This window comes from Mycobacterium sp. OAE908 (genome assembly GCF_017872775.1).
Classification (GTDB): domain Bacteria; phylum Actinomycetota; class Actinomycetes; order Mycobacteriales; family Mycobacteriaceae; genus Mycobacterium.
Genome location: NZ_JAGGJL010000002.1, coordinates 249,647 through 263,339 on the forward strand (window position 1 = coordinate 249,647; position 13,693 = coordinate 263,339).

Annotated in this window: 17 protein-coding genes; 13 read left to right on the top strand and 4 right to left on the bottom strand. The window is 63.7% G+C overall.

Going from position 1 to position 13,693, the window contains the following annotated elements; genetic code table 11:
* Positions 1 to 38: 38 nt before the first annotated feature.
* Positions 39 to 962, top strand: coding sequence for an LLM class F420-dependent oxidoreductase (locus tag J3E61_RS26360; RefSeq protein ID WP_210085886.1), 924 nt, complete (start codon positions 39 to 41; stop codon positions 960 to 962).
* Here the strand turns inward: J3E61_RS26360 and J3E61_RS26365 are convergent, their stop codons facing one another.
* Entirely contained in the window at positions 963 to 2,408 is a 1,446-nt protein-coding gene (locus J3E61_RS26365; RefSeq protein ID WP_210085887.1) for an aldehyde dehydrogenase, read from the bottom strand.
* 111 nt (positions 2,409 to 2,519) lie between these two features.
* Here J3E61_RS26365 and J3E61_RS26370 point away from each other — a divergent pair, with 111 nt between their 5' ends.
* From J3E61_RS26370 to J3E61_RS26425, 12 genes are all read left to right on the top strand, one after another.
* Positions 2,520 to 3,785, top strand: a complete 1,266-nt coding sequence (locus tag J3E61_RS26370) for a Rieske 2Fe-2S domain-containing protein (protein WP_192723598.1) — start codon at positions 2,520 to 2,522, stop codon at positions 3,783 to 3,785.
* A complete protein-coding gene (locus J3E61_RS26375; protein ID WP_210085888.1) occupies positions 3,782 to 4,120 on the top strand; it encodes a hypothetical protein in 339 nt (112 codons plus the stop codon). Before J3E61_RS26370 ends, J3E61_RS26375 begins: the two co-directional genes overlap by 4 nt.
* Before the next feature lie 14 nt (positions 4,121 to 4,134).
* Positions 4,135 to 5,385 (top strand): amidohydrolase family protein, encoded by a 1,251-nt coding sequence (locus J3E61_RS26380; RefSeq protein WP_210085889.1) that lies wholly within the window; start codon positions 4,135 to 4,137, stop codon positions 5,383 to 5,385.
* A 15-nt stretch (positions 5,386 to 5,400) separates the two neighbouring features.
* Complete coding sequence (locus tag J3E61_RS26385) at positions 5,401 to 5,868, top strand: MarR family transcriptional regulator (RefSeq protein WP_210085890.1); 468 nt, start codon at positions 5,401 to 5,403, stop codon at positions 5,866 to 5,868.
* A 34-nt stretch (positions 5,869 to 5,902) separates the two neighbouring features.
* Complete coding sequence (locus J3E61_RS26390; RefSeq protein WP_192723594.1) at positions 5,903 to 6,202, top strand: 2Fe-2S iron-sulfur cluster binding domain-containing protein; 300 nt, start codon at positions 5,903 to 5,905, stop codon at positions 6,200 to 6,202.
* Between the two features lie 10 nt (positions 6,203 to 6,212).
* On the top strand, positions 6,213 to 6,953 hold the full coding sequence (locus tag J3E61_RS26395; RefSeq protein WP_192723593.1) for a 3-oxoacyl-ACP reductase FabG: 741 nt from the start codon (positions 6,213 to 6,215) through the stop codon (positions 6,951 to 6,953).
* Positions 6,954 to 6,965: 12 nt separating this feature from the next.
* The gene (locus J3E61_RS26400; RefSeq protein WP_210085891.1) at positions 6,966 to 8,237 is read left to right on the top strand and encodes an aromatic ring-hydroxylating dioxygenase subunit alpha; all 1,272 of its coding nucleotides are present in this window, start codon (positions 6,966 to 6,968) and stop codon (positions 8,235 to 8,237) included.
* Between the two features lie 2 nt (positions 8,238 to 8,239).
* On the top strand, positions 8,240 to 8,575 hold the full coding sequence (locus J3E61_RS26405; RefSeq protein ID WP_192723591.1) for a hypothetical protein: 336 nt from the start codon (positions 8,240 to 8,242) through the stop codon (positions 8,573 to 8,575).
* Positions 8,572 to 9,417, top strand: a complete 846-nt coding sequence (locus J3E61_RS26410; protein ID WP_210085892.1) for a TauD/TfdA family dioxygenase — start codon at positions 8,572 to 8,574, stop codon at positions 9,415 to 9,417. The genes J3E61_RS26405 and J3E61_RS26410 overlap by 4 nt, the downstream gene beginning before the upstream one ends.
* A 107-nt stretch (positions 9,418 to 9,524) precedes the next feature.
* Positions 9,525 to 10,799: a cytochrome P450 gene (locus tag J3E61_RS26415; protein ID WP_210085893.1), complete on the top strand. Its 1,275-nt coding sequence runs from the start codon at positions 9,525 to 9,527 to the stop codon at positions 10,797 to 10,799.
* Entirely contained in the window at positions 10,796 to 10,990 is a 195-nt protein-coding gene (locus tag J3E61_RS26420) for a ferredoxin (protein WP_210085894.1), read from the top strand. The genes J3E61_RS26415 and J3E61_RS26420 overlap by 4 nt, the downstream gene beginning before the upstream one ends.
* Before the next feature lie 13 nt (positions 10,991 to 11,003).
* A complete protein-coding gene (locus J3E61_RS26425) occupies positions 11,004 to 11,288 on the top strand; it encodes a DUF1330 domain-containing protein (protein WP_015308300.1) in 285 nt (94 codons plus the stop codon).
* A 97-nt stretch (positions 11,289 to 11,385) separates the two neighbouring features.
* On the opposite strand, the gene J3E61_RS26430 is transcribed toward J3E61_RS26425, so the two are convergent.
* The 3 genes from J3E61_RS26430 to J3E61_RS26440 form a co-directional block, all read right to left on the bottom strand.
* Complete coding sequence (locus J3E61_RS26430) at positions 11,386 to 11,586, bottom strand: ferredoxin (RefSeq protein WP_192723587.1); 201 nt, start codon at positions 11,584 to 11,586, stop codon at positions 11,386 to 11,388.
* Positions 11,583 to 12,785 carry a cytochrome P450 gene (locus J3E61_RS26435; protein ID WP_210085895.1) on the bottom strand — a complete coding sequence of 401 codons (1,203 nt, stop codon included), beginning with the start codon at positions 12,783 to 12,785 and terminating at the stop codon, positions 11,583 to 11,585. Before J3E61_RS26435 ends, J3E61_RS26430 begins: the two co-directional genes overlap by 4 nt.
* 62 nt (positions 12,786 to 12,847) lie before the next feature.
* Positions 12,848 to 13,690 (bottom strand): NAD(P)-dependent oxidoreductase, encoded by an 843-nt coding sequence (locus tag J3E61_RS26440; RefSeq protein WP_210085896.1) that lies wholly within the window; start codon positions 13,688 to 13,690, stop codon positions 12,848 to 12,850.
* Positions 13,691 to 13,693: the final 3 nt, after the last annotated feature.

Below are 13,693 nucleotides of genomic sequence, written 5' to 3' on the forward strand. Positions count from 1 at the left end.
GGGGAATAAATCCTGCCCGGCAGTCGTCACCGTGAGGCGTGACTATTCGACTTGGATTGCAGATCCCCAATTTCTCATACGGAACACCCGTCACAGAGCTGTTCCCCGCGGTGCGGGCTCAAGCCGCTGAGGCCGAAGCTGCCGGATTCGACACGGTTTTGGTGATGGATCACTTCTATCAGCTGCCGACGCTCGGGGAGCCCGACGAACCGATGCTGGAGGCCTACACGACGCTGGGCGCGCTGGCCAGCGCCACCGAGCGTGTGCAGCTGTCGACGCTGGTCACCGGAAACACCTATCGCAACCCGACCCTGTTGGCCAAGGAAATCACGACCCTGGACGTAATCAGCGGCGGGCGAGCGGTCTTGGGTATCGGCGCCGGGTGGTTTGAGCTTGAGCACAACCAGCTGGGTTTCGAATTCAGCACGTTCACAGAGCGTTTCGAGAAGCTGGAAGAGGCACTGCAGATCATCATTCCGATGACTCACGGTGAGCGGCCCAGCTTTTCGGGCAAGTGGTATCACACCGAAAGCGCCATCAACGAGCCGCGCTACCGTGACCACATTCCGGTGATGCTCGGCGGTAGCGGGGAGAAGAAGACGTTCCGGCTCGCCGCCCAGTACGCCGACCACCTCAACATCATCGCGCCCATGGACGACCTTCCCGGCAAGCTACGCGCGCTCGAGCAACGATGCGCGGAGGCCGATCGCGATCCGGCAACCCTGGAAACGAGCTGCCTGCTCACGGTGATCGTCGACGGATTCGAATCCCATGGTTCGATGGACGAAGCCCGCGGAGGGCGCGCTGTCTCCGGCACACCCGAGCAAGTGGCCGAGGAGATCAAGCGCCGCGTGCTCGATGTCGGCATCGATGGCGTCATCGTCAATCTGCCGACCCATCGCTATACGCCCGGCGTGATCACCGCGGTGGGCGAGGCGTTGAAGCCGCTGACCACACCGTAGTCAGTGCGGTGCCACCGCAATGGATTTCGTGTCGGTGTAGCCGTCGATGCCCTCACGACCCAGCTCGCGTCCGTAACCGCTGGCCTTCACGCCGCCGAACGGAGCGAACGGATCCATGGTGTAGCCGTGGTTGACGCCGAAGGTGCCGGTGCGGATGCGTGCGGCGATCGCGAGCCCACGGTCGGTGTCGTCGGTCCACACCGATCCGGCCAGACCGTAGTCTGAGTCGTTGGCGATGGCGATCGCATCCTCCTCGTCGGCGTAGGGGATCACGGTCAGCACCGGGCCGAAGATCTCCTCGCGAGCGATTCGCATTGAGTTGTCGGCACCATCGAACAGCGTCGGCTTGACATACCATCCGCGGTCAAGGCCGTCGGGCATCTCGGACCCGCCGACGACGAGGCGGGCGCCCTGCTGTCGGCCGCTCTCGATGTAGCCGCGCACGCGCTGCTGCTGACGCTGCGCGACGAGCGGACCCACCTGCGTCGCGCTGTCCGCCGGGTCGCCGATAACCATCGACGTCATCTCGGCGGCCAGTGCATCGGTGAATTCGTCGGCCCTACCGGCCGGCACCAGAATGCGGGTCAGCGCATTGCAGATCTGGCCGCTGTTCGACAGGCTCGCCGACCGCACGCCGGTGGCGACGGCGCCCGGATCGGCGTCCGCGAGCACGATCGCAGCGGACTTGCCGCCGAGTTCCAGGCTGACGCGGCGCAGGTCGGTCGAGCATGCGGCTGCGACGGCCTTACCTGCGGCCGTCGAACCGGTGAACGAAACCTTGTCCACACCAGCGTGTTTCACCAGGTAATCGCCGACGGCGGCGTCACCTGGCAGCACACTGACGACGCCCTGCGGCAACCCGATCTCGGCGATCATCTCAGCCAGCAGCAGCGCGTTCAGCGGTGACTCCGGTGCGGGTTTTACAACGACGGTGCACCCGGCCAACAGCGCGGGAATCAGCTTGGTGGTGATCAGGAACTGCGGCATGTTCCAGGGCACGATCGCGGCAACGACGCCGACCGGCTCGCGATGGATGTGGATGTCGGCGCCGTACCTTCCCGGCCGCGCCTCCCGCCACGGATAGGACTCGGCCACATCGCAGAACGCACTCATCATCATCGCGGGCAGTCCCACCTGGGCCCGCTGCGAGAAGCTGATCGGAGCACCGACCTCCGAGGTGATCACCTCGGCCATCTCGGACCCCCGTTCGCCGTACACCTTGGCAAGCCGGCGCACGGCGTCTACGCGCTCGGCGGGTGTCTGCCGAGGCCACGAGCCCGTATCGAATGCGACCCGCGCGGCCTGCACCGCCGTGTCCACGTCATGGGGGCTAGCGGCCGCGACCTGTGCCACCGGTTCTTCGGAGTGCGGGGAGATCACCTCGATGCGGCGGTCGGTGCTCGGCTTTGCCCAATTTCCGCCGATGAACAGCTCGTCTTGGCGCACTCGACCGTCTCCTTCCGAACGACACAACGGCAATATCAACTACTTGTGATTGTTGTCTGGAGCATATACCGTCGGCCCTACCGAGTGGACCGCGTGGATCAGGAGAAGGCGATGGCTCGTTTCCCGAAACCGCCCGAGGGCAGCTGGACGGAGCACTACCCGCAGCTGGGGACGGGCCCAGTGTCCTATGAGGATTCCATCAGCCCTGAGTTCTACGAGGTGGAACGAAAGGCAGTGTTCAAGCGCGCCTGGCTCAATGTTGGTCGCGTTGAACAACTTCCGCGCAAGGGCAGTTACTTCACCAAGGAAATGAAGGTCGTCAATACGTCAATCATCTTGGTGCGCACCGGATCCGGTGAGATCAAGGCCTACCACAACATCTGCAGGCACCGCGGCAACAAGCTGGTGTGGAACGACATGCCCCTCGAGGAGACCAGCGGCGTGTGTCGCCAGTTCACCTGCAAGTACCACGCCTGGCGCTATGACTTGGATGGCAACCTCACGTTCGTACAGCAGGAGGGAGAGTTCTTCGACCTCGACAAGAGTCGGTACGGGTTGGTGCCGGTGCACTGCGACGTGTGGGAGGGCTTCATCTTCGTCAACTTCGCGCCGGAACCCGAACAGAGCTTGCGCGACTTCCTCGGACCGATGATCACTGGGCTAGAGGGTTATCCGTTCGACAAGATGACGTCGCGGTTCTATTACCGCTCCGAGGTGAAGGCGAACTGGAAGCTCTATATGGACGCGTTCCAGGAGTTCTATCACGCGCCGGTTCTGCATGCGAACCAGTCACCGACCGCCTACTCGAAGGCCGCCGCGGAAGCGGGTTTCGAGGCGCCGCACTACCGCCTCGACGGCCCGCACCGGTTGGTCAGCACCTCGGGTGTCCGGGCCTGGGAGATGGATCCCGACATGCGCAAGCCGATGGAGGACATCTGCCAGAGCGGGCTGTTCGGACCGTGGGACAAGCCCGATTTGGGCGAGATGCCTGCGGGTCTCAATCCGGCGAAATGTGATCCGTGGGGCCTTGACTCGTTCCAGCTGTTCCCTAATTTCACGATTTTGATATGGGGCCAAGGCTGGTACCTGACGTATCACTACTGGCCCACCTCGCACAACAGCCACATATTCGAGGGCACAGCGTATTTCCCGCAACCGCGCACGCCGAGGGAACGCATCGCTCAGGAATTGGCGGCGGTCTCGTTCAAGGAATACTCGCTGCAGGACGCGAATACTCTGGAGGCCACCCAGACGATGGTCGAGTCCCAAGTCATCGACGAGTTTCCATTGTGCGACCAGGAGATCCTCATTCGGCACCTGCACAAGGAGACCGCCGCCTGGGTGGACGACTATCAGCGCAAGACAGCGGGAGTGTGAACGCGATGACCGCACTGCTGCCCAGCGAATTCGCCGATCTGGAGCGCTTTTCCGATTGGTGTCTTGATTCCGAGCCCAAGCGTTTTGCGAAGCGGATGGCCAGTTCGATGGCCGAGATGCAGGCCTTCTACGACGCGATCACCCCCCGTGCAGAGGAGGCGATCTCGTACTGCGACAAGTTCCCGCTCGACGACATGCCCGACGACGTCCTCAACCTGATGCATCTGCTGTACTCGATGATCATGGTGTCGTTCCCCGTCGAGTGCTGGAAGCAGCCTCGCGTGCCCGACTCCGGCGCTACCGCGATGGACTGCGTGTCAGAACCGGTCCCGTGACGACGGAGCGAGGCTTGTCCGAGCGACCCAACAGCACCGTTCTGCACGCCGCCCGGTGGGCCGACGTCGACGCGGGCGAAGTGCTTTCACCCGCTGCGGTGGTGGTCGACGGCGATCGGATCCAGGCGATCAATCCCGCTGAGCTGCCAGCTGATTCGACGGATGTCGATCTCGGCGACGTGACGCTGCTGCCGGGGCTGATGGACATGGAACTCAACCTGCTCATCGGCGGCCCCGGCGGACCGGAGGGGCTACCGAGTCCCATGCACGGAGTCCAGGACGACCCCGCATATCGAACGTTGCGCGGCGCGGTGAACGCGCGGACCACCCTCGAAGCCGGCTTCACGACTGTGCGCAATCTCGGGCTGATGGTGAAGACCGGTGGCTATCTGCTCGACGTTGCACTGCAGCGCGCGATCGACCAGGGCTGGCACATCGGGCCGCGCATCTATCCAGCGGGCCATGCCGTCACACCGTACGGCGGGCACCTCGACCCGACGGTGTTCCAGCGACTTGCGCCGGGGATCATGCCGTTGTCCGTCGCCGAGGGCATCGCCAACGGTGTCGACGACGTCCGGGCGTGTGTGCGCTATCAGGTTCGGCACGGCGCCAAGCTGATCAAAGTGTCCGCATCGGGCGGCGTGATGTCGCACAGCACCGCTCCAGGCGCCCAGCAGTATTCGGACGAGGAATTCGCGGCGATCGCGGACGAGGCGCACCGGGCAGGCGTGCGGGTGGCCGCACATGCGGTGGGGGACAGCTCCATTCGCGCGTGTATTCGGGCTGGAATCGACTGCATCGAGCACGGTTTCCTCGCCAGCGACGAGACGATTCAGATGATGGCGGACACCGGCACGTTCCTGGTTTCGACCACGTACCTCACCGAGGCGATGGCCGTCGACCGCATCGCGCCAGAGCTGCGCAAGAAGGCCGAAGAAGTCTTCCCGCGGGCACAGGCCATGCTGCCCAAGGCGATTGCTGCAGGCGTGCGAATCGCCTGCGGCACCGATGCGCCCGCGATTCCGCACGGACAGAACGCCAGAGAATTGTGCGCCCTGGTGGACCGGGGGATGACCCCGATGGAGGCGATCCGGGCCGCGACGGTGACCAGCGCCGAGCTGGTCGAAGCGGACGACGAATTGGGCCGTCTCGCACCGGGATATCTGGCCGACATCATCGCGGTGCCTGGCGATCCGTCGCGCGACATCGCGACCACACTCGACGTGCGGTTCGTGATGAAGAACGGCCAGATCTACAAACGCTGACCCGAGGAGGCGAGCGTGGAACAACGGGACAACATTCTCTGGTTGCTCAAGCAGGCGTGGTATTTCTCGCTGACAACGGTGAACGATTCGGTCAGTGAGCACGGCGTCAGCACCGCGCAGATCGGCATGCTGCGCCAACTGGCCACCGAGCCCGGCCTGTCGGGAGCCGAGCTCGCGCGTCGTCTGCTCATCAGTCCGCAGGGGGTGCAACTGGCACTCAAGGAGCTGGAGCGCCGCGGGCTGGTCGAGCGTAAACAGGATCCGCAGCACGGCCGGATATTGCAGGCATTTCTGACGGATCAGGGACGCAAGGTGGCCGAGGCCGTGGTCAGCGATGCGATCGCCGCCAACGACAGGGTCTTCGGTGTCCTCAGTAACGAGGAGCAGGAAAAGCTCAAGGAGCTGCTGGGCCGGGTGATCGAACAGGGCACCGGGCACAAATTGCACACCGACCACATCGGTCCGGATGTAGCAAGTAGTTGATATTAATGACAAGTACTTGATAATGTTGTGGTCGATGAGTGAGGACACCGCGGTGCGCACCGAAGAGGTGGTCATCGAACTCGAGCGCCGCAAGACGGCCGCGGCTTACCGCGCTGGTGACACGCTGTTGCAAACCGCGCGGTCCGCGGGGCTGCAGGCGCCGTATTCCTGCGAAACCGGCTCCTGCGGCACGTGCATGGCCCGCATCACCGAGGGCAGCGCCCGAATGGTCAACAACGACGCACTCGAAGACGACGAGGTCGCCGACGGATACGTGCTCACCTGTCAGGCCCTACCGACCAGCCCTACGGTGCGGCTGACCTACGACTACTAGAAAGCGGAATATGAGAGTCGCGGTGGTGACCGGAGGCGCTTCCGGCATGGGGGAAGCGACCTGCCATGAGCTCGGAAGGCGCGGGCACAAGGTCGCGGTGATGGACATCGACGGCCAAGGGGCACAACGTGTTTCCGAAGAGTTGCGAGCCGACGGCGTGACCGCATTGGCCGTGACCGCCGACGTCAGTGACCGCGCCGCGGTCGAAGAGGCGTTCGCCAAGGTGCGGACGGAGCTCGGTCCTGTTCACATCCTCGTGACCAGTGCCGGCCTGTTTGATTTCGCTCCTTTCACCGAGATCACCCCCGAGTCGTGGAACCGCCTGATCGCGGTGAACCTGACCGGCACTTTCCACTGTTGTCAGGTCGCGGTGCCGGACATGGTCGAGGCGGGCTGGGGTCGCATCGTGATGATCTCGTCGTCGAGCGCCCAGCGCGGGTCCCCGAAGATGGCGCACTACGCCGCCTCCAAGGGGGCGCTGTTGTCCCTGACCAAATCGCTTGCCCGCGAATACGGTCCACTGGGCATCACGGTCAACAACATTCCGCCGTCCGCGATCGAGACGCCGATGCAGCACCGAGGGCAGGCCGACGGCCATCTTCCTTCCAACGAACAGATGGCGGCCAGCGTCCCGCTCGGTCACCTCGGTACCGGCGACGACATCGCCGCTGCGGTCGGATTTCTGTGTTCAGACGAAGCGGGCTTCATCACCGGGCAGGTCCTGGGGGTCAACGGCGGAGCGGTGTTGTGAGAGGAGGACGCGATGGGGCGCTGGCCTAAACCGGCCGAGGGCAGCTGGACCGAACACTATCCCGAGCTCGGAACCGGTCCGATCTCGTTTCGAGACTCGACATCGCCGGAATTCTATGAACTGGAACGGGAAGCCATCTTCAAACGCGCCTGGCTGAATGTCGCTCGGGTGGAGGAGCTTCCGCGCGTGGGCAGCTATCTCACCAAGCAGATCGACGCGGCCAAGACATCAGTCATCGTCGTCAGGGCGCATAAAAAGGGTGGAGACCAGACGATTCGTGCGTTCTATAACGTCTGCCGTCATCGCGGAAACAAGTTGGTGTGGAACGACTTTCCGAATGAGGAGGTCAAGGGCTCCTGCCGTCAGTTCACCTGCAAGTACCACGGTTGGCGCTACGATCTCGAAGGCGCGTTGACGTTCGTCCAGCAGCCCGGCGAGTTCTTCGACCTCGACACCGAGCAGTACGGACTGCGGCCGATCAACTGCGATATCTGGAATGGCTTCATCTTCATCAACTTCGACCCTGAACCGCGACGGAGTCTTCGCGAGTTTCTCGGCCCGATGATCACCGCGCTCGACGACTATCCATTCGAAATGATGACGGAGCGTTACGATTTCGTCGCCCATAACAACAGCAACTGGAAGATCTTCGCCGATGCCTTCCAGGAGTACTACCACGTGCCGTCCCTGCACTCGCAGCAAGTGCCCACCGCGGTGCGGCAGCCCAACGCGACGTTCGAGTGTGGACACTTTCAGATCGACGGTCCGCACCGGTTGGTGTCGACGGCAGGCACCCGCAGGTGGCTGCTGGATCCGGAGTTCATGTACCCGGTCGAGCGGGTGACGCGTAGCGGGCTGGTTGGGCCGTGGCGGACGCCGGAGACGCACCAGTCCGCCGGCCTGAATCCGGGCGGGATCGAGCCGTGGGGCATCACCAATTTCCAGATTTTCCCGAACCTCGAGATCCTGATTTACCACGGTTGGTATCTGCTGTACCGGTATTGGCCGACGTCGCACAACACCCATAAATTCGAGGCGTACAACGCTTTTCATCCGGCCCGTACGGTCCGCGAACGGGTCGAACACGAGGTCGCATCGGTAGTGCTCAAGGAGTTCGCATTACAGGACGCCGGCATGTTGGGCGGCACGCAGGCGGCGCTGGAGTACGACGTCATCAATGACTTCCCGCTCAGCGACCAGGAGATCCTGGTGCGCCACTTGCACAAGGTGGCCGTGGACTGGGTCGAGCAATATCAGCGCGAGCGCAGCCCGGTGGAGGTGTGAGCGTGTCCGACAAGCGACTTCCCAGTGCCTTCGCGGAGTTCGAACGGTTTGCTGACAAGTGGTGTCTGCCAACCGAACCCGAGCGGTGGGCGGCCCGGCTCTCCACGCCGATGCCCGAGATTCGCGAGTTCTACGACGCCTTCACTCCTCGATTTGAAGAGGCGATCGACTACTGCGACAAGTTCCCGCTCGACGATGTGCCCGACGATGCGCTGAACCTGCTGCACCTGGTCTACTCGATGATCATGGTGTCGATGGCCGTCGAGGTGTTCGGCCAACAGAAACCGACCGACTCCGCTGATGCGGTCATCGATCGGATTGGGGAGCCGGTGCCATGAGCCTGCTGACCATCAACAAGCTGACCGAGTCGGTCGGCGCCGAGGTGCTGGGTGTCGACTCCGACCGGTTGGCAGACGATGAGCTGCTCGGGGCCGCTGTGCTCGATGCGCTGGAAGAAAACGGCGTGCTGGTCTTCCCTCGGCTGGGGCTGAATCCGGAAGCGCAGGTGGCGTTTTGCCGTCGGCTCGGCGAGATCGACCACTCCTCGGATGGACACCACCCCGTCGCTGGCATCTATCCGATCACCCTGGACAAGTCGAAGAACGCGTCGGCGTCCTACCTACGTGCGACGTTCGATTGGCACATCGACGGCTGTACTCCGATGAAAGACGAGTTCCCGCAGAAGGCGACGGTGTTGTCCGCGGTCCAGGTCGCCGAACGCGGTGGCGAGACCGAGTTCGCCAGTACGTATGTCGCGTACGACGAGTTGAGCGCTCACGACAGGCAACGGGTCGCATCGCTTCGCGTCGTGCATTCACTCGAAGCCTCGCAGCGGCGGGTCAATCCCGATCCCAGTCCGCAGGAGTTGGCGCGGTGGCGGGCCCGTCCGACGCATGAGCACCCGCTGGTGTGGACGCATCGCAGCGGTCGCAAGTCGCTGGTGCTGGGGGCGTCGGCCGACCACGTCGTCGGCATGGAGCCCGATGAAAGCGCGGCGCTGCTCGCGGACCTATTGGATCGCGCCACCAGTGCGGAGAAGCTCTACAGCCACACCTGGTCCGTCGGCGACACCGTCATCTGGGACAACCGCGGCGTCCTGCACCGGGCTGCGCCCTACGCGCCGGATTCGCAGCGCGAGATGCTGCGCACCACCGTTCTCGGGGACGAGCCGATTCAGTAAGGCCTGGTAGGACCCCGTCGTTGACGACGACGAGCCACTATGGAAATCTAATACCCGCAGATGAGAATCACGTTCTCGCCTGATGAGATCGTTGAAACGGAGCAAGCATGGCGGAAGACCTGACCTCGGTCGACTTCTTCCGGGACAGCCGTCTGACGGATGACCCGTACCCGTTCTACGAGGCGCTTCGCAACAAGTGCCCGGTCAGCCGTGAAGACCATTACGGCGTGACGATGGTGACGGGCTGGCAGGAAGCCGTCGACGTCTACAACGATGAACAGACGTTCTCGTCCTGTGTCTCGGTGACCGGGCCGTTCCCCGGCTTCCCCGTGCCGCTCGAAGGCGACGATGTCACCGAGTTGATCGAGCAGCATCGCGACGAGATCCCGTTCAGCGACCAGCTGCCGACACTCGATCCGCCGACCCACACCAACCATCGCGCACTGCTGATGCGGCTGATCACCCCGAAGCGCCTCAAGGAGAACGAGGACGCGATGTGGCAGATCGCCGACGACATGCTCGACTCCTTTCTGGCGCCCGGTGAAGGCGAATTCATCAATGGCTTCGCCGGCCCATTCACGTTGCGCGTCATCGCCGACCTGCTCGGGGTGCCTGAAGAGGACCGCGGCGAGCTGATCGAGCGCCTCGCGCGCGGCACCCACGGCGGTGGGCTCGGCAACGCCGAGAAGTCGCTGAACAAGACGCCGCTGGAGTACTTGTACGACATCTTTGCGACCTACGTCGAAGACCGTCGCGCGGAGCCTCGCGACGATGTGCTGACGGGGTTGGCGACCGCGAACTTCCCCGACGGATCGGTGCCAGAAGTCGGGGACGTCGTGCGCGTCGCGACCAACGTTTTCTCCGCAGGGCAGGAGACGACCGTGCGATTGCTCGGCACGGCGTTGAAGGTGATCGGCGATCGGCCCGATATTCAGCGCAAGCTGCGCGAGGATCGCAGTCTGCTGCCGAACTTCATCGAAGAGTGCCTGCGTATCGAGAGCCCGGTGAAGGGCGACTTCCGATTGTCGCGTGTCCCAACAACAGTCGGCGATCAGGCCCTCGCTGCGGGGTGCACGGTGATGGTGATCAACGGGGCGGCCAACCGGGACCCGCGTCGCTTCGAGGATCCCGACAGCTTCGATGCCGAACGTAAGAACGCGCGTCAGCATCTGGCGTTCGGGCGCGGCATTCACAGCTGCCCCGGTGCCCCGCTGGCGCGCGCGGAAACCCGGGTCGGGCTGGAGCGACTGCTGGACCGCACCAGCGATATTCGGATCAGCGAGGCCCATCACGGTCCGGCCTCCGACCGCCGCTACCAATACATTCCGACGTACATACTGCGTGGACTGACTGAGTTGCATTTGGAGTTTGATCTCGCATGAAAGTAAAGGTCGACGAGGATCGCTGCCGCGGCCACGGCATGTGCCTGACGCTGTGCCCGGATGTGTTCCAGATGACCGACGACGGGTATGCCGTCGCCGACCCGTCCGAAGTGCCCGCCGGCCTCGAGGGTGCGGCGCAGGAGGCCATCGTGAACTGTCCAGAGCAAGCCATCAGCGAAATCAACGATTAGCCAAGGAGATTCAGTGCCAAAGGGTTACATCATCATCACCGAAGACGTCAAGGATCCGGCAGGGATGGCCGAGTACGGCAAGCTGGCGAGCAAGGCGATGGCCGGCTCGACTCTGCTGTCATTCGACACGAAACCCGAAGTGCTGGAGGGCGAATGGCACGGCACGCAGACCGTCGTGCTGGAGTTCGAATCCGTCGAAGCGGCCCGCGAGTGGTACAACTCGGATGCCTACCAGGAGGCGGCCAAGCTGCGGCAGGCCGCCGCCGACTGCAACGGAGTCATCGTCGCGGGGCTGTGACTGAACGCTCGTCTGGCGCGAGCGTGCGCAAAATGCCAATTTTTGGCGGCGTGTCGTGTGCAGACACGCACGCTCGCGGTGGTTGGTTTGTAGTTGGTTACTCGTCTGAGATCGAGATGGCCTGTCGCGGGCACTGCCGGACCGCTTCGCGAATCTGGTGTTCGTTCTGCGGCGTCACTTCTTCCTGCAGGATGTGCAGGAAATCCTGGTCGTCCAGCTCGAATACCTCGGGGATGATGCCCATGCACACCCCGTTGCTCTCGCACAGGCCGAAATCGACCACTACCTTTTGCGTCATTTCAGTACCCTCACCGGCACGTTGCGGTAACCGGCGACGTTCTGCATCGTCACCCGTTGCAGCCCAGCAAAATTCACCTCATAGCGCGGCATGAAGTCGAGCAGGTGCTCGAGTGCGATCGTCGTCTCCAGGCGGGCTAGCGCCGCGCCGAGACAGCTGTGGATGCCGTAGCCGAGGCCGAGGTTCTGCGACTGAGCCTTATCGCGCGTGATGTCGAACGTCTCAGCGTTGTCGAACGCGCGCGGGTCGCGGTTGGCCGCGGCCTTCATCAGGAACACCGGTTTGTGCGCGGGCACTGTGCCGCTTGGTAGATGGGCTTCCTTCAGCGTGTAGCGCACGTTGTACTGCACCGGGCCGACGTAGCGCAGCAACTCCTCGACCGCGTCGGGGACCTTGCTTCGGTCGTCGAGCAGCATCTGCCACTGCTCGGGGTGCCGGGCGAACTCGACGACTGCGCTGCCGACCAACTTGGTGACGGTCTCGGCGCCCGCCCCGCCCAACAGTGTGGTGAAGCCGGTGATCTCGATGTCGTCGAGCTTGCGCAAGTTGCCTTCGTCGTCGGGGATCTCTGCGGCGATCAGGCGGCTGATCATGTCGTCCTGCGGGCTTTCCCGCCGCTCCTGCACCAGGCTGTAGTAGTACATCGCCGAGTCGATGTTGGCCTGCATGTTCTTCTCGGACAGCTCGATCTGGCCGGGTTCGCGTTCCAGGCTGGTGTCGATCCAATGCCGGACCTGCTGCCGGAAGTCCTCCGGCACGCCCGCCATCCGGGTGATGACCTCGACGGGGAACGGGCCGGAGAAGTCCTGCACGACATCGAAGTTCTCGGGATCGACCTTGGACAGGTAGTGCTCGACGAGTTCGACGACGGTATCGCGCTGCGACTGGATGGCCCGCGGCGTGAACGCCTTGTTGAGCAGGCTGCGCATGTGCCGGTGGTCGGGCGGATCCATGAAGATGATCGACCGCTGGGGGACCTCGCCGGTCCGCACCATCCCGAGATCGCAGCCGCGTGATGACGAGAACGACTCGTAGTCCTTCAGCGCCGCAGCCACGTCCGCGTGCCGCGTCAGCGCGTAGAAGTCCTCTTCCTCGTCGTAGTAGATGGGTGCCTCGTCCCGCATCCGCTTGTAGATCTCATACGGATTTTCGAAGTACTCCTGCGCTACCGGATTGAACTTGAGTTTCGGCTTGGTCATGAACTCCTCCTTCGCGGCGGGCTGATGCCGGAAGCGTTACGAGATACGCTCTAACTGTAACGCTAACAGTTTCGTTGTCCAGATACCTTGGATCCGGCGTTAATGGCGTCGTCGAGGACGCCGAGATCGCCGCCGAGTTCGGCCGCGACCTTGCGCACGACGGCGACATCCTTGCCGACGAACTCGCCGACCATGTCGATGAACGCGTGCACCGAACCGCGGGCCCCGACAATGTCCGCGACCCGGCTTGCAGCGCTGCCATGACCGATCGCGTCGAGCAGTTGCTTCTCGTCGACGCCCAGATGCTTTCCCAGCCGCACCGCCTCGTGCAGCAACCCGATCTGCGCCGCGAACAGCGTGTTGTTGATGAGCTTGACGCCCTGGCCGGCGCCGACGGGGCCGACGTGCAGGATCGGGTCGCCGTAGCCGGCCAGCACCGGCCGCACCTGCTCGACGACGTCATCGGCGCCGCCGACGAACAACGTCACCTGCCCCGCCGCGATGTCGTGGGGGCCGCCGCTGACCGGCGCGTCGACAACGCCGATGTCATGGCCTGCCGCTTCGGCGGCGATCGCCTCCGCGGTGCGGGGGCTCCCGGTGGTGTGAATGACGATCGAGGCACCGGACTGCATCGTCGACATCAGCACGCTCTCCAAACAGACCTGCTGAACCTGCTCGTCGGTGAAGACGCAGATGATGACGACGTCGGCCTCAGCTCCGATGTCCGCGAGATCGGTGACCGGCCGCGCGCCGAGTTCACTGACGGCGCGGCGCTTCTCGACGGATCTGCCGAGTGCGCGCACGTCGTGGCCTGCCTCGACGAGACGCCGCACCATGGGCGCACCCATGCGGCCCGCCCCGACGAAACCGACCCGACTCATCGGTGTGCTCTGCTCTTCGCGCAAGGC